Source organism: Pseudomonas sp. G3-39 (genome assembly GCF_054790485.1).
In genome coordinates this window covers 5,376,507-5,402,902 of the sequence record NZ_CP186497.1, presented here as the reverse complement: position 1 = coordinate 5,402,902, position 26,396 = coordinate 5,376,507, and the positions used below count along the sequence as shown (strand labels likewise).

The following is a 26,396-nucleotide window of genomic DNA, read 5'->3' as shown; positions in this document are numbered from 1 at the left end:
AGCGTCGATTACGCTTTCGTTGCAGCGCCTGATTACAGCGGCGTGCCGATCAGCACATTGGACGGCGAGAACTGCACCTGCACCGGTTGCTCGACACTCAGCCCGCGGGTACGAAGCTGCAGCGGCTCCGCCAGAGCGCAGAGCGTCTGGCCGTTGGGCAGGGCGATGCGAACTTCGCTGGGGCCGTCTTCGGCATCGAGAATGGCTTCGATAGTGCCGCTCAGAAGATTGTGTCCAGATGTTGCAACTTGCTCCGGGGGCAGTAGTTCAAGCCAGCCAGCCTTGATCAAGGCCACCACTTCGGTGCCCGGTTGCAGTTCCAGGTGCACGGTGCTGTCGTGGGTGATCTGCGCGTTGATCCACAGGCCTTCGGCCAGTTCGAGGCGGATCAGGTCGTTGCGGCCCTGACCCTCGATAGCCACGACTTTGCCGTGCAACTGGTTGCGCGCGCTGGTTCTGAGCATCAATCGCCCAAGCAGATCCAGATCGCTGGCGTCCTCAGCGGCCTCCAGCACCTGCGCCTGTAAAGCTTGCAGCTTTTGGTACAGACGCAACACCCGTTCGCCTTCGCTGGACAATCTGGCACCGCCGCCGCCCTTGCCGCCGACCGCACGTTCCACCAGCGGTTTCTGCGCCAGGTTGTTCAGCTCATCAATCGCATCCCACGCCGCTTTGTAACTCAGCCCGGCGCTTTTTGCGGCGCGGGTGATCGAGCCCTGTTCGGCAATGTGTTGCAGCAGGGCGATGCGCTGCGGACGGCGGACGATGTGCTGGGAGAGCAGGGTGGGCAGGGACATTGGTGGGTGCTTTTTCACAGTGGCGGTGGAGAGTGAAGTTGGCGGCTTGCGACGCATCAGTCAAGCCAAACACAGTGCTCTTGTAGGAGTGAGCCTGCTCGCGATGGCGGTGGAACAGTCAGCATCAATGTTGGCAGTAATTGCGCTATCGCGAGCAGGCTCACTCCTACAAGGGATTGTGTCGGTTTCAGTTTCCGGGTTTTGGCGTGCGGGCCAGACAATAGACGTCGACTCTTGCAGCGCCCGCATCCCTCAACAATCGCGCCAGTGCCTGGGCCGTGGCGCCGGTGGTCAGCACATCATCAATCAACGCGAAGTGCCGACCTTTCACCTTTGCGTCAGGGGCCAGAGCGAAGGCGTGACGCAAATTGCGCTTGCGCGCCTTAGCGTCGAGATCCTGTTGGGCGCTGGTGTCGTGGACCCGCCGTAGAGCATGTTCCTCAAAAGGCAGATCCAGCTGTTGGCTCAACCATCGCCCGAGCATTGCCGCTTGATTGAACCCACGTTGACGCAGGCGTTTCCCCGCCAGTGGCACCGGCAACAACGCATCAGGCCTTGGCAATCCTTCATCGAAGCGATGTTGCAGGTATTGTCCGGCAACATCGGCGAGCAAGTGACCAAACGGCCATTTCGCGTTGTGTTTAAAACGCGTAATCAAACTGTCCACCGGGAAGTCATAGCGCCACGGCACGACCACCTGTTCGAACGCCGGCGGCTCTAGCAGGCACCCGCCGCAAGTCGGTCCAGCGCCGGGCAGCGGTAGGGCGCAGGTCTGGCAATGGTCGCCGAGCCAGGGCAGATCGGTTTCACAGGCGACGCAGATTGGCACTTCTGCTTCTGCGGGTTCATCGCACAACAAACAGCTTTGTACGTTTTTTAAACAGATGTAAACCTGTGCTTCGTATCGTGGTTGACAGCGCATGACTCTTCCTTAAATATGCCGAACATCCGTGTCGCGCCTGTGGGTATTCCGTTCCCGCAGCCGCCAGCCAAGCATAACCAAGGAACTGCCCATGAGCGCCAGCACCTCTGCCACCCTGCGTCACGACTGGTCTTTAGCCGAAGTCAAAGCGCTCTTCGTACAGCCATTCAACGACTTGCTGTTCCAGGCGCAGACGGTGCACCGCGCACATTTCAACGCCAATCGCGTGCAGGTTTCCACGCTGCTGTCGATCAAGACCGGTGCCTGCCCGGAAGACTGCAAGTACTGCCCACAGTCCGGTCACTACAACACCGGCCTGGAAAAAGAAAAGCTGATGGAAGTGCAGAAAGTCCTCGAAGAGGCTGCCCGCGCCAAAGCCATCGGCTCGACCCGTTTCTGCATGGGCGCGGCGTGGAAGCACCCGTCGGCCAAAGACATGCCGTATGTGCTGAAGATGGTTGAAGGCGTGAAAGCCATGGGTCTGGAAACCTGCATGACTCTCGGTCGTCTCGATCAGGAACAGACCGAGGCGCTGGCCAAGGCTGGTCTCGATTACTACAACCACAACCTCGACACCTCGCCGGAGTTCTACGGCAGCATCATCACCACCCGTACTTACAGCGAGCGCCTGCAAACCCTGGCTTATGTGCGTGAGTCGGGGATGAAGATCTGCTCCGGCGGCATTCTCGGCATGGGCGAGTCGCTGGACGACCGCGCCAACCTGCTGATCCAGTTGGCCAACCTGCCGGAGCATCCGGAGTCGGTGCCGATCAACATGCTGGTGAAGGTCGCCGGCACGCCGCTGGAAAACGCCGATGACGTCGATCCGTTCGACTTCATCCGCATGCTCGCCGTGGCGCGCATCCTCATGCCGCAATCCCATGTGCGCCTGTCCGCCGGCCGCGAAGCGATGAACGAGCAGATGCAGGCGTTGGCGTTCTTCGCCGGTGCCAACTCGATTTTCTACGGCGACAAACTGCTGACCACTGCCAACCCGCAGGCCGACAAGGACATGCAACTGTTCGCGCGTCTGGGCATTCAACCGGAAGCGCGCGAAGAGCATGCCGATGAAGTGCATCAGGCCGCGATCGAGCAGGCGCTGGTGGAGCAGAAGAGCAGCGAGCAGTTCTATAACGCTGCGCTCTGATCTTCGCTCGAAACGCAAAACCCTGTAGGAGTGAGCCTGCTCGCGATAGCGGTCTGACATTCACCAATAATGTCGACTGATACACCGCCTTCGCGAGCAAGCCCGCTCCCACAGGGAATCTGTGTCACTTGAAAGTCGAGGCCTGCATGTCTTTCGATCTCGCCGCACGCCTTGCTGCCCGCCGTGCCGAAAATCTCTACCGCCAGCGTCCGTTGCTCGAGTCCCCGCAAGGGCCTGAAGTGGTGGTCGACGGCCAGCCGTTGCTGGCGTTCTGTAACAACGACTACCTCGGACTGGCCAATCACCCGCAGGTGATCGAAGCCTGGCGCGCCGGTGCCGAGCGCTGGGGCGTCGGTGGCGGAGCGTCGCATCTGGTGATCGGCCACAGCGGCCCGCATCACGCCCTGGAAGAAGCCCTCGCCGATCTCACTGGCCGGCCACGTGCTTTGCTGTTCACCACTGGCTACATGGCCAACCTCGGTGCGGTCACGGCATTGGTGGGGCAGGGCGATACGGTGTTGGAAGACCGCCTCAATCACGCCTCGTTGCTGGATGCCGGTCTGTTGTCCGGCGCGCGTTTCAATCGTTATCTGCACAACGACGCCGACAGCCTGGCCAAGCGCCTGGAGAAAGCCACCGGCAACACGCTGGTGGTCACCGACGGCGTGTTCAGCATGGACGGCGATCTTGCCGATCTGCCGGCGCTGGCGCGTGAGGCCAAGGCCAAAGGCGCGTGGCTGATGGTTGATGATGCTCATGGCTTCGGCCCGCTCGGTGCCAATGGCGGCGGGATCGTCGAGCATTTCGGCTTGAGTCAGGACGATGTGCCGGTGCTGGTTGGCACCCTCGGCAAGGCGTTCGGCACCGCCGGTGCTTTCGTCGCCGGCAGCGAAGAGCTGATCGAAAGCCTGATCCAGTTCGCCCGGCCCTACATCTACACCACCAGCCAGCCACCGGCGTTGGCCTGTGCGACGCTGAAAAGTCTGGAATTACTGCGCAGCGAGCATTGGCGACGTGAGCACCTTAACCTGCTGATCCGCCAATTTCGTCGAGGGGCCGAGCAGATCGGTCTGCAGCTGATGGACAGCTTCACCCCGATCCAGCCGATCCTGATCGGCGACGCCGGTCGAGCCGTGCGCCTGTCGCAGATGCTGCGCGAACGCGGTTTGATGGTCACGGCAATCCGTCCGCCTACCGTCCCGGCAGGAAGTGCACGCCTGCGCGTGACCCTGACCGCCGCTCACAGCGAAGCGCAGGTGCAGCTATTGTTAGAAGGACTGGCCGATTGCTTTGCCCAACTGCCGCCGGAGCCAAGCCATGCGTGATCGTCTGATTCTGCTGCCGGGCTGGGGCCTTGGTATTTCGCCGCTGGAGCCTTTGACCGCAGCGTTACAGGGACTCGACGAGCATCTGCATGTCGAGATCGAGCCGTTGCCGGAGCTGGATTCCAGCGACCTGCAGGACTGGCTCGACGAACTCGATGAACGTATTCCTCAGGACGTGTGGCTGGGCGGTTGGTCGCTGGGCGGCATGCTTGCCTCTGAATTGGCTGCACGGCGCGGCGAGCGTTGTTGCGGTCTGTTGACGCTGGCGAGCAATCCGTCCTTCGTGGCTCATGAGCAGTGGCCGAGTGCGATGCCGGGCGAGACGTTCGATGCGTTTCTCGCCAGTTGCCAGACCGACCCGCGGATGACCCTAAAACGGTTCTCGTTGTTGTGTGCTCAGGGCGCGCAAGACCCGCGCGGCATGTCGCGGCTGATGCTCGGCGGTGCGCCGAATGCGGCGGCTGAGATCTTGATGGCCGGGCTGGAATTGCTCGCACAGCTGGATACCCAGGAAGCGTTACAGGCGTTTCGCGGCCCGCAGTTGCACTTGTTCGCCGGTCAGGACGGCCTGGTGCCGGCAGAAGCGGCGGGGGCGTTGTTTGCGCTGTTGCCGGATATCGAAATTGGTCTGATCGAACAGGCCAGTCATGCGTTTCTTCTGGAAGACCCCCATGGCGTGGCGGGTGCGATCCAGGCTTTTCTACACGAGTGCGGTGATGACTGATTTGTCTCTTGTTGCGCTGCCCGGCGGCTTGCCCGACAAGCGCCAGGTCGCGGCCTCTTTCTCCCGTGCGGCGGCCAGCTACGACAGCGTTGCCGAGTTGCAGCGCGACGTCGGTTCACAGTTGCTGCAGCGTTTGCCGGCAAGTTTTCTGCCGTCAACCTGGCTGGATCTGGGCTGCGGCACCGGCTATTTCACTCGCGCATTGGCCGAGCGATATGTCGAAGGTCAGGGGCTGGCGCTGGATATCGCCGAGGGCATGCTCAATCACGCACGACCATTGGGCGGCGCGCAGCACTTCATCGCGGGTGATGCGGAGCGTCTGCCGTTGCAGGATTCGATGTGTGAGCTGATTTTTTCCAGCCTCGCGGTGCAGTGGTGCGCGGACTTCGAATCGGTGCTCAGCGAAGCCTTTCGTGTGCTCAAGCCGGGCGGGATTTTCGCGTTTGCTAGTCTTTGTGTAGGGACCTTGTACGAGTTGCGCGACAGTTGGCGGCAGGTCGATGGTCTGGTGCACGTCAACCGCTTCCGCGAATTCGCCCGGTATGAGCAGTTGTGTGCCGAAAGTGGCTTGCGTACGGTGAGTCTGCAGAATCAGGCGCATGTGTTGCACTACCCGGATGTGCGCAGCCTGACTCACGAACTCAAGGCACTCGGCGCGCACAATCTGAACCCCGGTCGGCCGGGTGGCTTGACCGGACGCGCGCGGATTCTCGGTCTGGTCGAGGCTTACGAGCAGTTCCGTCAGGCACAGGGATTGCCGGCGACTTACCAGGTGGTCTACGCCGTGTTGGAGAAACCCTTATGAGCGCAGCCTATTTCATCACCGGGACTGACACCGATGTCGGCAAGACCACCGTGGCTGCCGGGTTGCTGTATGCTGCGCGCTCGGCAGGGCTGAGTACAGCGGCGGGGAAACCGGTGGCTTCGGGTTGCGAGGTAACGCCCAAGGGTTTGCGCAATGCCGATGCGCTGGCGTTGCTCGCCGAGTGTTCGGTGCCGCTGACTTATCAACAGGTCAATCCGGTGGCATTCGAGCCGGCCATCGCGCCGCATCTGGCAGCGCGTGAGGCCGGCGTCGCGCTGACCGTGCAATCGTTGCTGGCGCCGATGCGCGAAATTCTGGCGCTGAATGCCGATTTCACCTTGATCGAAGGGGCGGGTGGCTGGCGGGTGCCGTTGGCCGATCAGGACAATCTGTCGGATCTGGCCATCGCGTTGAAGCTGCCGGTGATTCTGGTGGTGGGTGTGCGCCTGGGCTGCATCAGTCATGCCTTGCTGACGGCCGAGGCGATTGCCCGCGATGGCCTGCAGCTGGCCGGTTGGGTGGCCAATATCATCGATCCGAAAACCTCGCGTCTGGAAGAGAATCTGGCGACGCTGGCCGAGCGGATTCCCGCGCCGTGTCTGGGGCGGGTACCGAAACTGAAGTCGCTTAGCGCCGAGGCGGTGGCTGATCATCTGCAACTCGATCTGCTGGATTAATGTTTTTGGCTATGACAAGGCACTGTGCCATCATTATTTTTGACGGGTGTTTTTCTGGCGCCTCTGCTTCAATGGCAACCATTGATCCTTCCCAAGGATGAGAGCTCCCATGGAAATCTCCGGTAACACAGCTTTTTATGCGGGTTTGAGCACGATTCAGACCGGTCAGAACCGTGTCGATCAGGCGGCCAGCCAGATCGCCAACAACACCATCGAGCGGTCGGTCACCAGCCAGTCTTCCGAGGCGCAGGTGGATCGTCTGCGCGGTATCGACCGCAGTCAGCAAATGGATCCGGGCAGCGCCATGGCCGAAATGGCCCAGGGCAAGTTTCAGGTAGAGCTGGGCACCAAGGTCGCCAAGGCTTCCGATGAAATGCTCGGGACGATCATCGATACATTTGCCTGACTTTTCGCGCCTCCTGCCTGTTGAACGCCGCGCCTTGTCGCGGCGTTTTTCGTTGTAAGTCCCTCTCCCTCAACTAATCTTTTTTCAATGCCCGTGGCGCTTTGCAGTCCATGGCGGTTTGCCGTGTCCGGCATTTGAAAAAAAGTCATGACGAACGGCAAAAGATCGATGCTTGACAAGATTTCGGCGTAAACGTATGTTTCAAACAACTGTTTGACCGTCACAACAAATCAACGCGGTCGTTCATTCCCGGTTACATCAGCAGAGGTTTATCGCTATGCCTGACTACAAGGCCCCCTTGCGTGATATTCGCTTCGTTCGTGACGAACTGCTCGGTTACGAAGCGCACTATCAGAGCCTTCCAGCTTGCTCCGAAGCAACGCCGGACATGGTTGACGCCATTCTTGAAGAAGGCGCCAAGTTTTGTGAGCAGGTACTGGCACCGCTGAACCGCGTGGGCGACCTCGAAGGCTGCACCTGGAGCGAGTCCGGTGTGAAAACCCCGACTGGCTTTAAAGAGGCCTACAAGCAATTCGTCGAAGGCGGCTGGCCAAGTCTGGCGCACGACGTCGAGCACGGCGGTCAAGGTCTGCCGGAGTCGTTGGGTCTGGCTGTGAGCGAAATGGTCGGTGAAGCCAACTGGTCGTGGGGCATGTACCCAGGCCTGTCCCACGGCGCGATGAACACCATCTCCGAGCACGGTACCCCTGAGCAGCAAGAAGCCTATTTGACCAAACTGGTTTCCGGCGAATGGACCGGCACCATGTGCCTGACCGAACCGCACTGCGGCACCGACCTGGGCATGCTGCGCACCAAGGCCGAACCTCAGGCTGATGGCTCCTACAAGGTTTCCGGGACCAAGATTTTCATCTCGGCCGGTGAACACGACATGGCCGACAACATCGTCCACATCGTACTGGCCCGCCTGCCGGACGCTCCGGCTGGCACCAAAGGCATTTCCCTGTTCATCGTTCCAAAGTTCCTGCCGAACGCCGATGGCACCATCGGTGCGCGCAACGCAGTGAGCTGCGGTTCGCTGGAACACAAGATGGGCATCCACGGCAACGCCACTTGCGTGATGAACTTCGACGGTGCCACCGGTTTCCTGATCGGCCCGGCGAACAAAGGCCTGAACTGCATGTTCACCTTCATGAACACCGCACGTCTGGGTACCGCGCTGCAAGGTCTGGCCCATGCCGAGATCGGCTTCCAGGGTGGCCTGAAATACGCTCGTGATCGTCTGCAAATGCGCTCCCTGACTGGTCCGAAAGCGCCGGACAAGGCCGCTGACCCGATCATCGTGCACCCTGACGTACGTCGCATGCTGCTGACCATGAAGGCATTCGCCGAAGGCAACCGCGCGATGGTGTACTTCACCGCCAAACAGGTCGACATCGTCAAATACGGCGTCGACGAAGAAGAGAAGAAGAAGGCCGACGCACTGCTGGCGTTCATGACGCCAATCGCCAAGGCGTTCATGACCGAAGTCGGTTTCGAAGCCGCCAACCACGGCGTGCAGATCTACGGCGGCCATGGCTTCATCGCCGAATGGGGCATGGAGCAGAACGTTCGCGACAGCCGCATTTCGATGCTGTACGAAGGCACCACCGGCATCCAGGCACTCGATCTGCTGGGCCGTAAAGTGCTGATGACGCAAGGCGAGGCTCTGAAAGGCTTCACCAAGATCGTCCACAAGTTCTGCCAGAACAACGAAGGCAACGAAGCCGTCAAAGAGTTCGTTGCTCCGCTGGCTGCACTGAACAAAGAGTGGGGCGAGTTGACCATGAAGGTCGGTATGGCGGCCATGAAAGATCGCGAAGAAGTTGGCGCGGCCTCCGTGGATTACCTGATGTACTCCGGTTACGCCTGCCTGGCCTACTTCTGGGCCGACATGGCACGTCTGGCAGCCGAGAAGCTGGCAGAAGGCACCGGCGATGCGGCGTTCTACAACGCCAAGCTGCAAACCGCGCGCTTCTACTTCCAGCGCATCCTGCCACGTACCCGTACCCATGTGGCCACCATGCTGTCGGGCGCCAACAACCTGATGGACATGAAAGAAGAAGACTTCGCACTGGGCTACTAAGCCTCAACGCGGTCTGACGAAAACCGTTGCTCCCTCGGGGGGCAGCGGTTTTTTTGTTGCTGAATCGCTCAGAAACCCGGGTTTTCTGCCGTTAAAGAGACTGCGTGTGATCTGGATCACATTGTGTGTGCTTAACTGGCCACATTGCAGGCACAATGCCATCTCTTTGATATGACGGGTCGGAGCTTTACCCTTGCCGCGTTCTTCCGCTGTACGTTTCAGCCATTTCCTACCTTCACTGCTGTTGTTGCTCGCGGGGTTGGCGGCTGCGTACGTCAAAGACCTCAGCGTTTTCTTCACTTCGCTGTTCAACGTGCTGCCAACCCTGGTGCTGCTCTTGGGCGGCGCTTACTGTGCGGTTTACCGACGTCAGCGCGAGCTGTTTCTGATGCTCACGGTGTACATCGCCTACTTTTTGCTCGACACCCAGACCGACTATTACCGCGACAATGGCAAGGTGCGCGAAGACGCCGCCGTGGTGTTTCACCTGGTCTGTCTGCTGTTGCCGTTGCTGTTCGGGCTGTTCGCCGCGTGGCAGGAACGTACCCATTTGTTCCAGGACATGGTCGCGCGGTTCGCCGTGTTGTTGGCCTTCGGCAGCGTCGCCCTCGGCCTTGAGCAGAGTTATCCCCAGGCGCTGCTGATGTGGCTCTCGGAAATCCGCTGGCCGGCGCTGCATGGCGCCTGGATGAGCCTGATCCAGATGTCCTATCCGGTATTCCTCTCGGCATTCCTGTTGCTGGCCTGGCAATACTGGCGCAATCCGCGCCCGCTGCACGCGGCACAGCTGGTCGGGTTGCTCGGGGTGTTCTGGATGCTGCCGAAAACTTTCATCCTGCCGTTCACCCTGAACATCATGTGCAGTCAGGTGATGCTGATGATTGCCGCTGCCGTGGCGCATGAGGCCTATCAAATGGCCTTCCGCGATGAACTCACCGGTCTGCCGGGGCGGCGCGCGCTCAATGAGCGAATGCAGCGTCTGGGCCGCAACTATGTGCTGGCGATGAGCGACGTCGATCACTTCAAGAAATTCAACGACACCCACGGTCACGATGTCGGTGACCAAGTGCTACGGCTGGTCGCCAGCAAGCTGTCGAAAATCAGCGGTGGCGGTAGGGCATATCGCTATGGTGGTGAGGAGTTCGCCTTGGTGTTTGCGGGCAAAACCCTCGAGGAGTGCATGCCGCACCTGGAGGTGATTCGCGAGTCGATTGCCTCCTACAACATCCAGTTGCGCAATCAGGAGAGCCGTCCGCAGGACGATCAGCAAGGTCGTCAGCGTCGTAGCGGCAGCGGTGCTTCCAGTGTGTCGGTCACGGTCAGTATCGGTGTCGCCGAGCGTGTCGAGCAACGGACGCCGGAAGAAGTCCTCAAGTCCGCCGACCAGGCGTTATACAGCGCCAAGGGCGCCGGGCGTAACTGCGTCATGGCGTTCGGACAGAATCGTCGCGGCGCGGTGCGAATGGACAGCGCCGCAGGCTGACTCAAGCCACACGTCATCACTCAAAAGCCCGCTGATTGCGGGCTTTGTTTTATCTCTGAATGCTGGTGACCAAAAATAACAAATCAGTCACTGGTTGACCCTATGTGTCGCAAAAGTTGTTGAGGTACACTCGGCCTCAACGAAAACACCCTTCCACGAATCACCTGTTTAGATCTTGCGAGGTTTGCCATGGCTGACTACAAAGCGCCGCTGCGCGATATGCGCTTCGTCCTCAATGAAGTATTCGAAGTCGCCAAACTCTGGGCCGAACTGCCGGCCTTGGCCGAGACTGTCGATGCAGAAACCGTAGAAGCCATTCTCGAAGAAGCCGGCAAGGTCACCAGCAAAAGCATCGCGCCACTGAGCCGTGCGGCCGACGAAGAAGGCTGCCACTGGAAGGACGGTGCCGTCAGCACCCCGGCCGGTTTCCCACAGGCCTATCAGACTTACGCTGAAGGCGGCTGGGTCGGTGTCGGTGGCGATCCGGCCTACGGCGGCATGGGCATGCCCAAGGCTGTCTCGGCGCAGGTCGAAGAGATGGTCAACTCCGCCAGTCTGTCGTTCGGCCTGTACCCGATGCTGACCGCCGGCGCCTGCCTGTCGATCAACGCCCACGCCAGCGAAGAGCTGAAGGCCGCCTACCTGCCGAACATGTACGCCGGCATCTGGGCCGGTTCCATGTGCCTGACCGAGCCGCACGCCGGCACCGACCTGGGCATCATCCGCACCAAGGCCGAACCGCAGGCCGACGGTTCCTACAAGGTCAGCGGCACCAAGATCTTCATCACCGGCGGTGAGCACGACCTGACCGAGAACATCATCCACCTGGTGCTGGCGAAACTGCCGGACGCACCTGCTGGCCCGAAAGGCATCTCGCTGTTCCTGGTGCCGAAGTTCATGGTCAATGCCGATGGCAGCCTGGGCGCGCGCAACCCGGCGAACTGCGGTTCGATCGAACACAAGATGGGCATCCAGGCGTCCGCGACCTGCGTGATGAACTTCGATGAAGCTGTGGGCTATCTGGTCGGCGAGCCGAACAAGGGCCTGGCGGCGATGTTCACCATGATGAACTACGAGCGTCTGGGCGTCGGTATTCAAGGTCTGGCCAGCGGTGAGCGTTCCTATCAGAACGCCGTCGAATACGCTCGTGATCGTCTGCAGAGCCGTTCGCCGACCGGCGCGCAAAACAAGGACAAGGTTGCCGACCCTATCATCGTCCACCCGGACGTGCGTCGCATGCTGCTGACCATGAAAGCCTCGAACGAGGGCGGTCGCGCCTTCTCCACCTACGTGGCGATGCAACTCGACACCGCCAAGTTCAGTGAAGACGCGACCACCCGCAAGCGCGCAGAAGACCTGGTCGCACTGCTGACTCCGGTGGCCAAGGCATTCCTCACCGACCTGGGTCTGGAAACCACCGTCCACGGTCAGCAGATTTTCGGCGGCCACGGCTACATCCGCGAGTGGGGTCAGGAGCAACTGGTGCGTGACGTGCGCATCACACAGATCTACGAAGGTACCAACGGCATTCAGGCGCTGGACCTGGTCGGGCGCAAGATCGTCGGCAGCGGTGGCGCGTTCTACAAGCTGTTCGCTGACGAGATCCGCCACTTCACCGCGACCGCCAGCGCTGACATCGGTGAATTCACCAAGCCGCTGAACGATGCCGTCAGCACCCTCGACGAGCTGACGGCGTGGCTGCTGGATCGGGCGAAAACCAATCCGAACGAAATCGGCGCAGCCTCGGTCGAATATCTGCAAGCGTTCGGCTACACCGCTTATGCCTACATGTGGGCACTGATGGCGAAAGCCGCGCTGGGCAAAGAAGCGCAGGACGATTTCTACGCCAGCAAGCTGGGCACCGCACGGTTCTATTTCGCCCGTCTGCTGCCGCGTATCCACTCGTTGAGCGCGTCGGTGAAGGCGGGTAGCGAATCGCTGTTCCTGCTGAATGCTGAGCAGTTTTGATGATGTAACGTCATGTAAGCATTCTCTTACATGACGTGCTGCTGTTCTCCCATAGGCGTAGATTGGATCCACAGCTAATCTACAACTCATGGACGTCGCGCAGGAAGCGCAAAGCAACAACACGGACACGTAGGATTCTGCCAGGGTGGCGGAGTGAAATGGATGTCAGGGAAACAGTCTGCAAAGCCCCGCTTCGGCGGGGTTTTCTTTTGCCTGCAGAAAAGTATCAGGTCAGCGGATCCAGTGGCGGTGCGGCTTTCAACGGTTTGTCTTCACGCTGAATCACTTCTTCCAGCAATGTGCGCAGTAACGCCAAAGACGCCTGCTGGCGTTGCACATCGCGGCACACCAGCCCAACCTTCAGCGGCACCCGTGGTTCGCTCAACGGCTTCCACAACAGATCCTCATCGTCGTATTCCTTCTGTGAACGCCCGGGCAGCACCGTCGCCAGTCTGGTGTGCGGCAGACTGTCGAGAATCCCCAGCATATTGTTCAGCTCGGCCTGTACTTGCGGGCGCCTGCCCAGGCTGGTCAACTGAGCCTGCCAGATCTGCCGGATCTGAAACTCTTCGCCCAGCAGCAACATCGGCAATTCCGCAGCCTGCCGCATTGAGACCTTCTTGAATTCACGTAGCGGGTGATCCGCCGGGATGACCAGCGTCAGTTCGTCCTCGTACAGCATCACGCCATGCAGCCCCGGTTGGCGCGGCGGCAGGTAGCTGATGCCGATGTCCAGTGAGCCGTTGAGCAAACGGCGCTCGATCTCCAGCCCCGTCAGTTCATAGATCTGCACCACAAGATGCGGCTGCGCCTTGCGCACCCGTTCGAGCATTTGCGGCACAAGGCTGGTGTGCACGGTTTGCAGTACGCCGATCGCCAGCGTGCGCAGGGCCTGCCCCTTGAAGTTGCCCAGCGCTTCCCGCGCCCGCTGCAAACCGTCGAGCAGCGGCACGGCGTGGTTGTACAGCGTGTGCGCGGCAAGGGTCGGCAACAGGCGTTTGCTGCTGCGTTCGAACAGCGTGACGTCGAGGTTCTGTTCGAGCTGACGAATCTGCTGCGACAGCGCCGGTTGCGAAATCGACAGGCGTTCGGCGGCCCGGCCGACATGACCCTCTTCGTAGACCGCGACGAAATAACGCAGTTGTTTGAAATCCATAAGTAATGCTTATCGAAAATGCTGGTAAATCGAAATGGCCCGAAGCCGTCAGTGAGCCTAGTCTAACCGTAATCACAAGGCTTACAGGGCCAGAGAGCGCGATGAATAGCGTTTGCTTCGACAATGTTTGCATAGGCGGTTCAAAAAACCTCAAGCGAGGTTTTTTGCAATGAATCTGTTCAGTCTGCGGCGTCAGGCGCCGAGTCTCGATGACCTCGCTTTCGAGGCCGGTCCACCCCAGGCAGGCGATAGCCTGAATGCCGAGCGACTGATGCCCAGCGTCGAGCGACCGGCGCAGGTCTTCGTGCGTGGCCAGGGATCCTGGTTGTGGGACAGCAACGACCGCGCTTATCTCGACTTCTCCCAGGCCGGCGGCGCCAACAGCCTCGGCCACAGCCCTTCGGCGCTGGTCAAAGCCATCGCCAGTCAGGCCCAAGCGCTGATCAATCCCGGTTTCAATCTGCACAACCGCGGCATGCTCAGCCTTGCCGAGCGCCTGTGCGCCAGCACTTCCAGCGATCAGGCTTACCTGCTCAATAGCGGCAGCGAGGCCTGTGAAGCGGCGATCAAACTGGCGCGCAAATGGGGGCAACTGAATCGCGGCGGCGCCTCGCGGATCATCGTCGCGAAGCAGGGTTGCCATGGCCGCAGCCTGGCAACGATTTCCGCGTCGGACAGTTGCAACCTGCACAACCGCTTCGCACCGTTGCTGCCGGGTTTCGATCTGGTGCCGTTCAATGACTTGCCTGCGTTACATGCCGCCGTCGATGCGCAAACCGTGGCGATCATGCTCGAACCGATTCAGAGCGATGCCGGGGTGATTCCGGCAACTGAGCATTACCTCAAAGGCGTCGAGCGCCTGTGCCGCGAGCTGGGCATTTTGCTGATCCTCGACGAAGTGCAGACCGGTATCGGTCGCTGCGGCACTTTGCTCGCGGAACAGTCCTACGGCGTGCGCGCCGATATCGTTGTGCTCGGCAAAGGCCTCGGCGGCGGTGTTCCTCTGGCGGCGTTATTGGCCCGTGGCAAGGCCTGCTGTTTTGACGCCGGTGAACTGGGCGGCACTCATCACGGCAACGCGCTGATGACCGCGGCCGGCCTGGTGGTGCTTGATAGCGTGCAGGACCGGGCATTTCTTGAACAGGTCAAAGACCTCGGCCAGCACCTGCGCGAAGGTCTAGCTCGATTGGCACACCGCTACGGGCATGGCGAACTGCGTGGTCAAGGCCTGTTCTGGGGACTGAGCCTGTCAGAGGATTCCGCCGATGCCGTAGTCAAAGCCGCCTTGCACGAAGGCCTGCTGCTCAACGCGCCGCAAGCCAACTGCCTGCGTTTCACCCCGGCACTCACCGTCAGCAAGGCCAACATCGACGAAATGCTCCTGCGCCTGGCACGCGCCTTCTCGCGAGTACGTACCGCGCAACTGCAATGCCGCAAAGGGATTGCCGTCTGAGCTGAAGTTTGCTGCCCAATTTGAAGAACCGTCTCGCGGTATAACGCACGCCCCACGCCTGATTCTTTTGGCGTGGGGCGTTTTTTTGTGCCCGATGGTGGCGATCAAATGGCGTTTGCACTGAACCCTGACGAACGGCGCAGGTCGATTAGCTTGTATGGCTCATGTGAGCCAACCCCCATTCAGGAGCTGACCCATGGACTTCATTCGTATCATCATCGCTATTCTGTTGCCGCCACTGGGTGTGTTTCTGCAGGTCGGGTTCGGCGGGGCGTTTTGGCTGAACATTCTGCTGACGCTGTGCGGCTACATTCCCGGGATCGTGCATGCGGTGTACATCATCGCCAAGCGCTGAGTTCAGCGGCACCTGATAGATAGCTTTCGCGAGCAGGCTCGCTCCCACAGGGGATTTTGTGCACAACACAGATCCAATGTGGGAGCGAGCCTGCTTGCGAATGGGACGACGCTATTTTGAATTGGGGCGGTGATCAGTCCGCCAACCCCATCACCCGCCGATAAAACCGCCACTCCTGCTCCAGCGCATGCGCCTGATTGGCGGCGCGACGGAAACCATGGCGTTCGTCGGCGTAGTAATGCGCCTCGACCGAGATGCCGTTTTGCTCCAGCGCCGCGACCATGTCGCGGGTCTGTTGCGGCACCACCACCGCATCCAGCTCACCCTGAAAGAAAATCACCGGCACACGGATGTTGCTCGCATGCAGTAGCGGCGTGCGGGCGGCGTAGCGCTCGGCGTCCTGCTCAGGATCACCGATCAGCCAGTCCAGATAATCACCTTCAAACTTGTGGGTTGCCCGGGCCAATGCCACCGGGTCGCTGACGCCATAGAGGCTGGCGCCCGCGCGGAACACCTGCTGAAACGCCAACGCGCATAACGTGGTGTAACCCCCGGCGCTGCCGCCGCGGATAAACGCGCGCTCGCCGTCGATCAGACCTTGCTCGGCCAGATATGCCACCACTGCGCAGGCGTCCTCGACATCCACCTCACCCCAACTCAGATGCAACGCCTGACGATATTCGCGACCGTAACCGCTGCTGCCGCGATAGTTGAGGTCGGCGACGGCGAAACCACGCTGCGTCCAGTACTGAATGCGCGGGTCGAGCATCGGGTAGCAGGCTGAGGTCGGACCGCCGTGGATGAATACCACCAGCGGCGGCTGGGCTTCGTCGTTCATCGCCGGATAGAAAAATCCGTGAGCCTCACCGCTGCCGCTCGGGTAGCGCAAGGTCTGCGGACGGCTGATGCACTCCGCCGGCAAAGGCGCCACACCGCCAGCCAGCACATTCACTTCGCGGGTAGCGCGATCAATGGCGATCACCGCAGAAGGGCTGATCGGCGAAGCGGCGATGCAATAGATAAATTGCTGATCCAGCGCCAGATGGCGGAAGCGGCTGTAGTCGCCGGTGAAGTCTTCGCCGTCGAGCGCCAGGCGACCAAAACCGCCTTCGCTCCAGCTCGCCAGAAACGAATCGCCCACCGGCAACCAGGTGCTGCCACCCATTTGCCACGGGGCGGGCGCATGATCGGCCTCGGCACAGGGCAGTCGATGCAAGCCGTCGGACGTTGCGCGCCACGGCTGCCAGAAACCGCCGCGATCAGTCAGGCACAACAAGCGTCCTTTCGCGTCGAACCGCGGTTGCTGGATCGACTCTTCAAGGTCAGCCCCCGCCACGCAACGCGGTGCGCCAAAGCCACCCTCAGCCAGACGCTCGGCCACCATCAATCGCGTGGATGTCCAAGGCTGATGCGGCCGACTCCACTCGATCCAGGCCAATCGCGAACCGTCCGGGCTGATCACCGGTGCTGCATAAAAATCCGCACCTTCAGCCAGCAAATGCCGGGTGCCGTCGGCCAGATCAATCGCTACCAGCCGATGCTGGTCGCGCAGTTCCTCAACCGCCAGCACCTGGCCGAAAGCACAATGCAGATCGCCATAACGACACTCGCCAGAAGTCAGCACCTCGGGCGCGCCATCCAACGCCTGCCGATACAACTGCTGATCCGCCTCATTGACGAAAACCACTCCACTTGGCGTCAGACAAAACGCGCCACCGCCATATTCGTACACCCGGCTGCGCACGCTGAAGCCATCCGGCGTCAGACATTTCGCCGCGCCGTCTCGCCAGTGCCAGATCCGGCACGCAGCATCTTCGGGGCGATATTCATTCCAGAACAAACCGTGGGCACCGAGTTGCAGTTCGGCGAAATCCATTCCGGCGGCGACAGCCTGGGCGGCGCTGAAAGGCTCAGCCCTTGGCGATGAGGCGTGAGTTTCGTTCATTACGGAAGGCCAGTTGTTCGATGGTCTGAGTGGCGGTCTCGGCTTCTTCGCGGGCCTTGAGAATCACGCCGTGATGGTCGGACTTGCTGCACACCGGGTCGGCATTGCTCGCGTCCCCCGTGAGCATGAACGCCTGACAGCGGCAGCCGCCGAAATCCTGTTCCTTCTCGTCGCAGGAGCGGCATGGCTCGGGCATCCAGTCGTAACCGCGAAAGCGGTTGAAGCCGAACGAGTCGTACCAGATGTGCTGCATGCTGTGGTCGCGCACATTGGGAAATTGTACCGGCAGCTGTCGGGCACCATGACAGGGCAGGGCAGTACCGTCCGGAGTCACCGTCAGAAAAATACTGCCCCAGCCGTTCATGCAGGCTTTCGGGCGTTCTTCGTAGTAGTCCGGGGTGACGAAAATCAGCTTGCACGGATGCCCTTCGGCTTCCAGTTTGACGCGGTATTCGTTGGTGATGCGTTCGGCGCGCACCAGTTGCTCTTTGGTCGGCAACAGGCCGACACGGTTGAGCTGGGCCCAGCCGTAGAACTGGCAGGTGGCGAGTTCGACGAAGTCGGCTTCGAGCGCGATACATAGCTCGATGATGCGGTCGATCTTGTCGATGTTGTGTCGGTGGGTGACGAAGTTCAGCACCATCGGATAGCCGTGGGCCTTCACCGCGCGAGCCATTTCCAGTTTCTGCGCGAAGGCTTTTTTCGAGCCGGCGAGCAGGTTGTTCACTTGCTCGTCGCTGGCCTGGAAACTGATCTGGATGTGATCGAGGCCGGCCTTCTTGAAGTCGCTGATCTTCTGCTCGGTCAGACCGATGCCTGAGGTGATCAGGTTGGTGTAGAACCCCAGCTGCCGCGCTTCACGGATCAGTTCGGCGAGGTCCTGGCGCACCAGCGGCTCACCACCGGAAAAGCCCAGTTGCGCCGCGCCCATCTCCCGAGCTTCGCGGAAGACCTTGATCCACTGCTCGGTGCTCAGCTCTTTGCCCTGCTCGGCGAAATCCAGCGGATTGGAGCAGTACGGGCATTGCAGCGGGCAACGGTAGGTCAGCTCGGCGAGCAACCACAGCGGCAGGCCGACTTCAGATTTTGGCGGTACTTGCACCGATGCTTCAGGCAAGTTCGATCCAGTGCTGCGCACGGGCAACCTCCATGAATTGCTCGATGTCTTCACCGAGTTCGGGCACGCCGGGAAACTGCTCGTCGAGTTTGGCGATGATCGTCGCGACATCGCGTTCACCGTCGATCAAACCGCCGATCAGCGCGGCGCTGTCGTTGAGCTTGATCATGCCTTCGGGGTAAAGCAGCACGTGACCTTTTTGCGCCGGTTCGTACTGGAAACGGTAGCCGGGACGCCAGGTCGGGATCTTGCTGCGTTCAAAACTCATAGGGTGATTCCTTTGTGCCAGACCCGCTGCTCGGTGACGCTGTGATACGGCGGGCGGTTCAGTTCGTAAGCCATGCTCATGGCATCGAGCATGCTCCAAAGAATGTCCAGTTTGAACTGGAGAATTTCCAGCATGCGCTCCTGACCCTCGCGGGTCTTGTAGTGCTCGAGCGTGATCGCCAGACCATGCTCGACATCGCGCCGCGCCTGACCCAGGCGAGTGCGGAAATATTCGTAACCGGCCGGGTCGATCCACGGGTAATGCTGCGGCCAGCTGTCGAGACGCGACTGGTGGATCTGCGGCGCGAACAGTTCGGTCAGCGAGCTGCTGGCGGCTTCCTGCCAACTGGCGCGGCGAGCGAAATTGACGTAGGCATCGACGGCGAAACGCACGCCGGGCAGCACCAGTTCCTGGGAGCGCAGTTGATCCGGGTCGAGGCCGACCGCCTGACCGAGCCGCAGCCAGGCTTCAATGCCGCCGTCTTCACCGGGGGCGCCATCGTGGTCGAGCAGGCGTTGAATCCACTCCCGGCGAATCTCGCGATCCGGGCAATTGGCGAGGATCGCCGCGTCTTTCAGGGGGATGTTCACCTGATAGTAGAAGCGGTTGGCGACCCAGCCCTGAATCTGCTCGCGGGTGGCACGGCCTTCGTACATCGCCACGTGATACGGGTGGTAGATGTGGTAGTAGGCGCCTTTGGCGCGCAGGGCCGCTTCGAATTCGGCGGGGGACAGCGGGGTGTCGGTCATTGCGGTTCTCCGGGGAACAACCCTAGAAATCTTTTCTGTTTGCACTGGCCTCTTCGCGAGCAGGCTCGCTCCCACAGGTTGATCGCATTCCAAATGTGGGAGCGAGCCTGCTCGCGAAGGGCCGCGCATCGGTATCTGCGGCTTACAGCACAATACTCATGCCATCAAACGCCACTTCAACATTACGCCGCGCCAGCTCCGCGCGCTCCGGCGAATCTTCATCGAGAATCGGGTTGGTGTTGTTGATGTGGATAAGCACCTTGCGCTGCTCGGGCAACTGCTCCAGCACTTCGAGCATGCCGTCGGGGCCGTTCTGCGCCAGGTGGCCCATCTCGCGACCGGTGCGGGTGCCGACGCCACGGCGCTGCATTTCATCGTCATCCCACAGCGTTCCGTCCACCAGCAGGCAATCACTGCCGGCCATGATCTCCAGCAATGGCACATCAACCTTGCCCAGCCCCGGTGCATAGAACAGTTTGCCGCCGGTGTTCATGTCTTCGACGATCAGGCCGATGTTGTCGCCCGGGTGCGGGTCGAAACGGTGCGGCGAATACGGTGGCGCGGCGCTGCGCAACGGCAGCGGGGTGAAGCGCAGGTTCGGGCAGGCAGCGACAGTGAAGCTCTGGTCGAGCTCGATGCGGTTCCAGTTCAGTCCGCCGTTCCAGTGGGTCAGCATCTTGAACAGCGGGAAACCGGTGCTCAAATCTTCGTGAACCATGTCCGTGCACCAGACCTGATGCGGGCAGCCTTCGCGCAGGCTGAGCAGGCCGGTGGTGTGGTCGATCTGGCTGTCCATCAGGATGATCGCGCTGATGCCGGTGTCGCGCAGTGCACGGCCCGGTTGCATCGGGGCGAAGCTCTGCAGTTGCGCGCGGATGTCCGGCGAAGCGTTGCACAGCACCCAGTTCACGCCATCATCGGAAATTGCGATGGACGATTGGGTGCGGGCCTTGGCGTTCAGGCTGCCGTCGCGAAAGCCAGCGCAATTGACGCAGTTGCAGTTCCACTGCGGAAATCCGCCACCGGCGGCCGAACCCAGAATCTGGACGAACATGAACGCTCCCATCTTTCAACGCTGAAAATAAAACGCCCCGGCGAGCCGAGGCGTTGCACTGCAAGTCTGCGTAGGCAGAACTCAGCGGCTGGCGAAGTACATGGTGACTTCGAAGCCGATACGCAGGTCGGTGTAAGCCGGTTTTGTCCAGGACATAGGGTGACTCCTCATTAGGTGGGTGGGATAGCGCTGTCCATAGTTATAGTCCATGGCCGCGCCGGGATGTTCCAAATAGTTAGGCTGCTATGTTACTCAAAATTTCAACGGTATTGCCCGTGAATCTTTGAGAAAGCTCCTTGCAGCCTTGGTAATGATCATTTTGTCGCTTGCCACGGCGCGCCGGGTGACGATTCGCTGGCCAGGCAGCGCCAGCCGCCCTTGGCGTTGAGCAACCGCTGCGCTGCCGCCAGCAGTGCCGAGCGTTCCAATTGGCCGATGGCCGTGTGCAGTTGCGCCAGGTAATCCGACGAGTGGCCAGCGAGCTTGGCCTGCCACAGCAACTCGGCGGCGTCTTTGCCGGACAGATGACTCTCATCGAACTGATCCGCTAGTGACTGGCGTTGCTGGTTGAAGTCCTCTTCATCGAGGTTTTCGATCAGCGCAGGAATGCCCTCGAGGAACTGCTGGATATGGCCGAGCAGCTCAACGGGCGCAGTATCTGGCGACTGCACGCCGAACAGCAATCCACTCTGGCCATGCATCTGTCGCAAGGCGCTGAATACCGCGTAGCCCAATTGCAATTCGACCCGCAGGCGCTGATAAAACGGGGTTTGACACAGTTGCGCGAGCAAGCGCCAGGCGGCTTCGTCGGCGATCTCGCGGCTGGCGCTCGGGCAGAACAGCAGCAACGCATGCTCGCTGGACGCGGTGTCGATGTGGCTCCACAGATGTTGCGGGTTGATCGCCGTCGCTGCCGGCAATTGATTGTCCGGTGTGCCGGGGATGCGGCTCAGGGCCAGGCCCATGGCCGATTGCGTCTGTGCGTTGAGGCCAAGGGCCAGTCCGTCCCAGCGCGAAGTTGTCCACAGCTGTTTGACGTCGTTCGACTCGACGGCCGATGACAGACAATATTCAGGCAACGCCTTGAGCAACTGGCGGATCGGTATCAACGGTGTTTCTGCCTCTGCGCTCGCTGAATCGGCGTCAATTTGCGTCAGACATTTCAGCGCGTGTTCGAGGACACTGGGCATCGGCTCCTGCAAGCCCGTCAGTTTCAGCAGCCACTGCGTGCCGGTGGCGCTGAACGCCAATTCGACGCCGGCCTGCCGCGCGTCTTCCTGCGTTTCCCACAGACTGCGTCGCAGCTTGCCTTGCAGATCTGTGCCGGCCGCCGCCTGCGTTTGCCAACGCAAGTAAATCGCGCCGTGGTCGCTATGATCCGGCAACGCCTGGCTGAATTGCATCGGCGAACGCTCACGCCGACCGCGCGAGCGATCCTGAGCGAAAGTCCGCAAGCCACGATGGGCGCTGGTCTGGCCGCGAATCAGGCCGGCGTTGGCCAGCGGCTCGTTGGAGCCTAGAAAAGGATTCGCGGCAGGCAGGTGCCAATGGTCGCTGAAGTTATCCACAACACCGATTTCGCGCAGGATCTGTTTGAGCGCGACCACGCCGTTTTCCGACAGACCGTTTTCGCGTTGTTCACTGTCGAGCCGCGCCAGTTGCAGGGCGCCGCTGATTTGCTGCTGACGCTCAAACAGCCTGGTGTATTCCTCGCGCAACGCTGCCCAGTCCTGTTGCGCGGCAAAGAAGCTCAACCAGTCCAGAAACTGTTCACGAATGGCGCTGAAGGATTCGGCTGGGGTGGTGAATTGCAGATGCAGCAGCGCTTGCCCGGCGAACTGATACAGCGGCACGGCTTTCAAACCGTCCGCGAGGCGTTGTTGCTGCAAATGGGCGAGCAGCCCGCCGGGCTTGGCGCTGTTCAGCCAATGGCAGAGAAACGCCAGCGCTTCGGCGGACGAGTCGGGCAGCGCTTCGAAAGCGAACAACAGATTGCCGCTTCGCTCGCCGACCTGTTGATAACTTTTTACCGCCAATGGCAGCGGCGCTGCTTGCTCGACCTTATCCCCAACCGGCAGCACGGCGGCGAACTGCTGCGCCAGTACGCGCAATTCCTCGATGCTCTGCGGCCCGACCAGGCTCAGCGTCATTTGTCCGGCGCGATAAAACTGCCGGTGGAAATCTTTCAGCGCCTGTTGAAACGCTGGTAACTCAACTTTCAGGCTGTCGCGATTTCCCGCATGAAACCCGCGCAGCGGATGTGTGGCCGGCAATCCCTCGTACAGCGCCAGTTCCTGCTGAGCCGTCGGATCTTGCGACCACGCGACGAATTCCGCGTCCAGCACTTCCCGTTCGCGCAACTGATCGTGCGGATTCATACGCGGCTGGGCGAGCATGTCTGACAGGCGCTCAAGCCCGGCGCTGTAGGCTGAGGTCGGCAGTTCGAAGAAGAAGTCGGTGGTGCGTTCACGGGTGCTTGCATTCACTTGGCCACCGTGACTTTGCACGTAGGCCATCAGCGCCTGACTCGCAGGAAAACGCTCAGTGCCGAGAAACAGCAAATGCTCAAGAAAATGCGCCAGCCCCGGCCACTCCAGTGGCACATCATGGCTACCGGCAGCCACCCGCAACGCAGCGGCACTGCGCTTCAAGCCGGGCACCTGACGCAGGGTCACGCGCAAGCCGTTTGGCAGGGTTTCAGTGTGGGGGCGGGGGTGAGTCGACGCAGGCATGGGCACTTCCAGAACAGTGAAGTGCCAATGCTAGCGGATTGGGTGGGGTCAGCGCTTGTTCAACGCATGGTAAAGCTCGGGACGACGGTCGTTGAGGTAGCGATTGGCGGCGCGGGAATCGGCCATCAACTGTCGATCCAGCTCACCGACGATCAATGCTTCATCGAGTCCGGCCTGGGCGATACGGCTGCCGTCCGGCGCGGCGATGCTGCTTTGTCCGCAATAGTGGATCTCGCCTTCCTGCCCGCAATAATTGGCGTACGCCACGTAACACTGGTTTTCGAAGGCACGGGAACGCACGGTAACGTCAGCGACGAAATCGAACGGAATCATGTTTGCCGTCGGCACCACAATCAGCTCGGCGCCGGCCAGCGCCAGACGCCGCGCGTTCTCGGGAAACTCCAGGTCGTAGCAGATCAGGAAACCGAGCTTCCAGCCGTTGAGCTCGACCACCGGAAACGCATCTTCGCCGGTGCTGAACATCGAACGATCCAGGTCGCCGAACAGATGGGTCTTGCGGTAGTTGCACAGGCGCTCGCCGTGCGCGTCGATCAACTGCACGGCGTTGTAGATCTGCCCATCGGTCGTGCGCTCGGGGTACCCGTAAGCAATTGCCAGCCCGGCGGCTTTGGCGATTCGACCGATCTGTTGCGCCCATTCGCCGTTGTAGACCTCGGCCAAGGTGCTGACCGCTTCCTTGCCGATGTTGTAGCCGGTCAGAAACATTTCCGGCAGCACCAGCAGGTCGGCACCCTTGGCCTCCATCGCCAGTTGCTGCAGGCGATGCAGGTTGGCGGCGGGTTCCAGGGGCAGCGGTGGACATTGGTAAAGGGCTACACGCATCGGGGATTCCTCTTACTCGGGCAGGGCGATAGGGCCGATGTCTTTGAACACATCACCCGGGCCCGGGTTCTCTTTATGTGTCGAACCGCCGAAATGCTTCATGATCCCCCACACGGCGTTGAGCGACGTCTGCACCGCGCCTTCGACCCACGCCGGGGTCCACGATACGTCGTCACCGGCGATGAAAATCCCGCGCTGCTCGGCTGGCATGTCGTCCTGCATGAAGTGCGCGTACATGCGCTGGTTGTAGCGATAGTGGCCGGGCAGGGCGCCTTTGAATGCGCCGAGGAAGTACGGGTCGGCTTCCCACGACACGGTGATCGGATCGCCGATGATCCGCGCGGCGATATCGACTTTCGGGTAGATCTTCTTCAGCGCGTTCAACGCCAGCTCTACGCGTTTTTCCACCGGGTGCGGCAGCATCTTCAGCGCGTCGCTCATCCACGAGTAGGACAGGCAGATCACTCCCGGCTTGTCGTCACCGTTGTCGAACAGATAGGTGCCGCGGGTCAGGCGATCGGTGAGGGTCATGCTCATCAGATCGCGACCGGTTTCCGGGTCCTTGTCCTTCCAGAATGGCCGGTCGACCATGACGAAGGTCTTCGACGACTGCATGTAGCGCGTGCGATCCAGCGCCATCCACATCTTCTGCGAGAACAGGGTTTCGTCGCATTCGATCTGGGTGGTCAGCAGCCAGCTCTGGCAGGTGGTCAGCACGGCGGCGTACTCGCGGGTGTCGCCGTTGTTGTCGGTGACGGCGAAACGGCCGTCCGGCGCGTGAGCGATTTTCTTCACGCCGGAACGTGGCGCGCCACGGTGCAGGGATTTCAGACTGGTGCCTTCAGGCCAGTGCACGCAGCGCTCCGGCACATGGCGCCAGATGCCTTGCGGCACTTGCTCCACACCGCCCACCACCAGGTGCTGGTGATCGTCGCAGTTGGTCATCACCACGCGGAAGATTTCCAGCATCGAATTGGGGAAGTCCGAGTCCCAGCCGCCGGTACCGAAACCGACCTGACCGAACACTTCGCGGTGATGGAACGAGAGTTTGGCGAAGGCTTTGGAAGTGGCAACGAAGTCGTAGAACGTGCGGTCGTCCCACAGTGGAACGAGTTTATTCCACAGTTCTTTGAGGCGTGGTACGTCGCGCTCACGGATCGCTTGCTGGATATCAGCGAACTGCGAGCCAGCCTCCAGTGCATCCGCCCAGGCGTCAGCCACTTCCTGGAACAGTGCAGGAAGATCCTTCAGGCTTTGTGCGTAATGGGTTTTGCCTTCGAGATCGATCACCGTGCTGCCGGAGGCCGGTGTCAGCGGGTTCGGGAACGGTTTGGTCTCGAGACCGAGCTTGTCGACGTAGTGATAAAACGCAGTTGAGGACACCGGGAAACGCATGCCACCCAGTTCCGCGACGATGCCGTCGGTGCCGTTGAACGCTTGCGAACGCAGGCGGCCACCCAGTTTCGAGGCCTCGTACACCACTGGTTTCAAGCCGAGCTTCATCAGTTCGTAGGCGGCCACCAGACCCGCGATACCCGCGCCGACAATCGCCACTTCAGCGCCATGATGGTGTTCAGGAATGCTGCCGAGACCGGCCGGGTGTTCGATCCAGTCGTCGAAGGCGAACGGAAAGTCCGGGCCGAAAATGGTGACGGGTTTCTTACCGTCTGCAGGATGGCGATTGTTCTTGTTCATGGCTGACCTTGCTGGCGACCCGACGCAGGATGCGCGTCTGAGTATAGGAAAAGATGCCAGCCATTCTAGGGAGCGTAGAACACGTTAATAAGATGCAAAGTGTCGTCGTTTTGCCAGTTAACTGATCAATATGACGATTACTGACTTCACTCCGACCAAATGTAGGAGTGAGCCTGCTCGCGATGAGGCAATCAAGCTCACCAGCGCTCAAACCGGCTGCCCCCGATCAATCTTGCTGCTCAAAATGATCGAGGTCGTGGTCTTCTCCACCCCATCCACACTGCCAATCTGATCCAGCAACTGATCGAGCTGCTCCGGCGAATCTGTGCGCAGCCACGCCACATAATCAAATTCGCCACTCACCGCACACAACTGCTGCACCTGCGCCATCGCGCTCAACCGGCGCAATACCTCTTTGCCGGAACGCGGCTGCACCTTTATCCCGACATACGCCTGCAACCCGCCATCGACCACGCGCTGCCCCAAGCGTACGCCATAACCGGTGATCACCTTGGCCCTCTCCAGCCGCGCCAACCGCGATGTGACGGTGGTCCGCGCAATGCCCAGCTGCCGGGCAAGCATGGCCACGCTTTCGCGGGCGTTGATTTGCAGGGCGGCGATCAGCTGGCGGTCGATTTCGTCGAGGGCGGGTGGGCGGGTGTCGGGCAAGGGTCGGCTCCGTGACTGTCGAG

General features: G+C 60.7%; 24 protein-coding genes. 11 read left to right on the top strand and 13 right to left on the bottom strand.

Features of this window, described 5'->3' with window-relative positions:
• Nucleotides 1–32: 32 nt before the first annotated feature.
• Complete coding sequence (locus tag ACOYXG_RS24445; protein WP_097089095.1) at nucleotides 33–797, bottom strand: TOBE domain-containing protein; 765 nt, start codon at nucleotides 795–797, stop codon at nucleotides 33–35.
• A 187-nt stretch (nucleotides 798–984) separates the two neighbouring features.
• The gene (locus ACOYXG_RS24440; protein ID WP_103368697.1) at nucleotides 985–1,719 is read right to left on the bottom strand and encodes a ComF family protein; all 735 of its coding nucleotides are present in this window, start codon (nucleotides 1,717–1,719) and stop codon (nucleotides 985–987) included.
• Nucleotides 1,720–1,810: 91 nt separating this feature from the next.
• Here ACOYXG_RS24440 and bioB point away from each other — a divergent pair, with 91 nt between their 5' ends.
• The 9 genes from bioB to ACOYXG_RS24395 all read left to right on the top strand — a co-directional run bounded on the left by bioB (nucleotide 1,811) and on the right by ACOYXG_RS24395 (nucleotide 12,337).
• Entirely contained in the window at nucleotides 1,811–2,866 is a 1,056-nt protein-coding gene (gene bioB / locus ACOYXG_RS24435; RefSeq protein ID WP_096796676.1) for a biotin synthase BioB, read from the top strand.
• Between the two features lie 146 nt (nucleotides 2,867–3,012).
• Entirely contained in the window at nucleotides 3,013–4,191 is a 1,179-nt protein-coding gene (gene bioF, locus ACOYXG_RS24430) for an 8-amino-7-oxononanoate synthase (protein WP_134787488.1), read from the top strand.
• Nucleotides 4,184–4,915, top strand: coding sequence for an alpha/beta fold hydrolase (locus tag ACOYXG_RS24425; protein WP_115988756.1), 732 nt, complete (start codon nucleotides 4,184–4,186; stop codon nucleotides 4,913–4,915). The genes bioF and ACOYXG_RS24425 overlap by 8 nt, the downstream gene beginning before the upstream one ends.
• Entirely contained in the window at nucleotides 4,908–5,720 is an 813-nt protein-coding gene (bioC, locus tag ACOYXG_RS24420) for a malonyl-ACP O-methyltransferase BioC (RefSeq protein ID WP_115988757.1), read from the top strand. Before ACOYXG_RS24425 ends, bioC begins: the two co-directional genes overlap by 8 nt.
• On the top strand, nucleotides 5,717–6,397 hold the full coding sequence (gene bioD / locus ACOYXG_RS24415) for a dethiobiotin synthase (protein ID WP_460354431.1): 681 nt from the start codon (nucleotides 5,717–5,719) through the stop codon (nucleotides 6,395–6,397). The genes bioC and bioD overlap by 4 nt, the downstream gene beginning before the upstream one ends.
• 109 nt (nucleotides 6,398–6,506) lie before the next feature.
• A complete protein-coding gene (locus ACOYXG_RS24410; RefSeq protein WP_003228898.1) occupies nucleotides 6,507–6,803 on the top strand; it encodes a hypothetical protein in 297 nt (98 codons plus the stop codon).
• 277 nt (nucleotides 6,804–7,080) lie between these two features.
• A complete protein-coding gene (locus ACOYXG_RS24405; RefSeq protein ID WP_047596453.1) occupies nucleotides 7,081–8,886 on the top strand; it encodes a phenylacyl-CoA dehydrogenase in 1,806 nt (601 codons plus the stop codon).
• Between the two features lie 193 nt (nucleotides 8,887–9,079).
• Nucleotides 9,080–10,369 carry a GGDEF domain-containing protein gene (locus ACOYXG_RS24400; protein ID WP_115986037.1) on the top strand — a complete coding sequence of 430 codons (1,290 nt, stop codon included), beginning with the start codon at nucleotides 9,080–9,082 and terminating at the stop codon, nucleotides 10,367–10,369.
• A 189-nt stretch (nucleotides 10,370–10,558) separates the two neighbouring features.
• Nucleotides 10,559–12,337 carry an acyl-CoA dehydrogenase C-terminal domain-containing protein gene (locus ACOYXG_RS24395; protein WP_115988759.1) on the top strand — a complete coding sequence of 593 codons (1,779 nt, stop codon included), beginning with the start codon at nucleotides 10,559–10,561 and terminating at the stop codon, nucleotides 12,335–12,337.
• Nucleotides 12,338–12,563: 226 nt separating this feature from the next.
• On the opposite strand, the gene ACOYXG_RS24390 is transcribed toward ACOYXG_RS24395, so the two are convergent.
• Nucleotides 12,564–13,493 (bottom strand): LysR family transcriptional regulator, encoded by a 930-nt coding sequence (locus ACOYXG_RS24390; protein WP_460354426.1) that lies wholly within the window; start codon nucleotides 13,491–13,493, stop codon nucleotides 12,564–12,566.
• Nucleotides 13,494–13,662: 169 nt separating this feature from the next.
• On the opposite strand from ACOYXG_RS24390, the gene ACOYXG_RS24385 reads away from it, so the two are divergent.
• Both ACOYXG_RS24385 and ACOYXG_RS24380 read left to right on the top strand, forming a co-directional pair.
• Complete coding sequence (locus tag ACOYXG_RS24385) at nucleotides 13,663–14,946, top strand: aspartate aminotransferase family protein (protein WP_096796668.1); 1,284 nt, start codon at nucleotides 13,663–13,665, stop codon at nucleotides 14,944–14,946.
• A gap of 196 nt (nucleotides 14,947–15,142) precedes the next feature.
• Nucleotides 15,143–15,301, top strand: coding sequence for a YqaE/Pmp3 family membrane protein (locus ACOYXG_RS24380; RefSeq protein WP_003228885.1), 159 nt, complete (start codon nucleotides 15,143–15,145; stop codon nucleotides 15,299–15,301).
• 133 nt (nucleotides 15,302–15,434) lie between these two features.
• Here ACOYXG_RS24380 and ACOYXG_RS24375 read toward each other — a convergent pair whose 3' ends face one another.
• The 10 genes from ACOYXG_RS24375 to ACOYXG_RS24330 all read right to left on the bottom strand — a co-directional run bounded on the left by ACOYXG_RS24375 (nucleotide 15,435) and on the right by ACOYXG_RS24330 (nucleotide 26,373).
• Nucleotides 15,435–17,246: a S9 family peptidase gene (locus ACOYXG_RS24375; RefSeq protein ID WP_460354423.1), complete on the bottom strand. Its 1,812-nt coding sequence runs from the start codon at nucleotides 17,244–17,246 to the stop codon at nucleotides 15,435–15,437.
• A complete protein-coding gene (gene pqqE / locus ACOYXG_RS24370; protein WP_096796666.1) occupies nucleotides 17,212–18,384 on the bottom strand; it encodes a pyrroloquinoline quinone biosynthesis protein PqqE in 1,173 nt (390 codons plus the stop codon). Before pqqE ends, ACOYXG_RS24375 begins: the two co-directional genes overlap by 35 nt.
• Complete coding sequence (pqqD, locus tag ACOYXG_RS24365; RefSeq protein ID WP_460354420.1) at nucleotides 18,356–18,631, bottom strand: pyrroloquinoline quinone biosynthesis peptide chaperone PqqD; 276 nt, start codon at nucleotides 18,629–18,631, stop codon at nucleotides 18,356–18,358. Before pqqD ends, pqqE begins: the two co-directional genes overlap by 29 nt.
• On the bottom strand, nucleotides 18,628–19,380 hold the full coding sequence (gene pqqC, locus ACOYXG_RS24360; protein WP_042606685.1) for a pyrroloquinoline-quinone synthase PqqC: 753 nt from the start codon (nucleotides 19,378–19,380) through the stop codon (nucleotides 18,628–18,630). The genes pqqD and pqqC overlap by 4 nt, the downstream gene beginning before the upstream one ends.
• 142 nt (nucleotides 19,381–19,522) lie before the next feature.
• Entirely contained in the window at nucleotides 19,523–20,434 is a 912-nt protein-coding gene (gene pqqB, locus ACOYXG_RS24355; RefSeq protein ID WP_027610702.1) for a pyrroloquinoline quinone biosynthesis protein PqqB, read from the bottom strand.
• Between the two features lie 81 nt (nucleotides 20,435–20,515).
• Entirely contained in the window at nucleotides 20,516–20,590 is a 75-nt protein-coding gene (gene pqqA / locus ACOYXG_RS24350; RefSeq protein WP_003422658.1) for a pyrroloquinoline quinone precursor peptide PqqA, read from the bottom strand.
• A gap of 158 nt (nucleotides 20,591–20,748) precedes the next feature.
• On the bottom strand, nucleotides 20,749–23,166 hold the full coding sequence (pqqF, locus tag ACOYXG_RS24345) for a pyrroloquinoline quinone biosynthesis protein PqqF (protein ID WP_460354414.1): 2,418 nt from the start codon (nucleotides 23,164–23,166) through the stop codon (nucleotides 20,749–20,751).
• Between the two features lie 48 nt (nucleotides 23,167–23,214).
• Entirely contained in the window at nucleotides 23,215–24,009 is a 795-nt protein-coding gene (locus tag ACOYXG_RS24340) for a carbon-nitrogen hydrolase family protein (protein ID WP_150370205.1), read from the bottom strand.
• Nucleotides 24,010–24,021: 12 nt separating this feature from the next.
• Nucleotides 24,022–25,704, bottom strand: a complete 1,683-nt coding sequence (locus tag ACOYXG_RS24335; RefSeq protein ID WP_098965925.1) for a flavin monoamine oxidase family protein — start codon at nucleotides 25,702–25,704, stop codon at nucleotides 24,022–24,024.
• 207 nt (nucleotides 25,705–25,911) lie between these two features.
• Nucleotides 25,912–26,373 carry an Lrp/AsnC family transcriptional regulator gene (locus ACOYXG_RS24330; RefSeq protein WP_027610706.1) on the bottom strand — a complete coding sequence of 154 codons (462 nt, stop codon included), beginning with the start codon at nucleotides 26,371–26,373 and terminating at the stop codon, nucleotides 25,912–25,914.
• Between the last annotated feature and the right edge of the window lie 23 nt (nucleotides 26,374–26,396).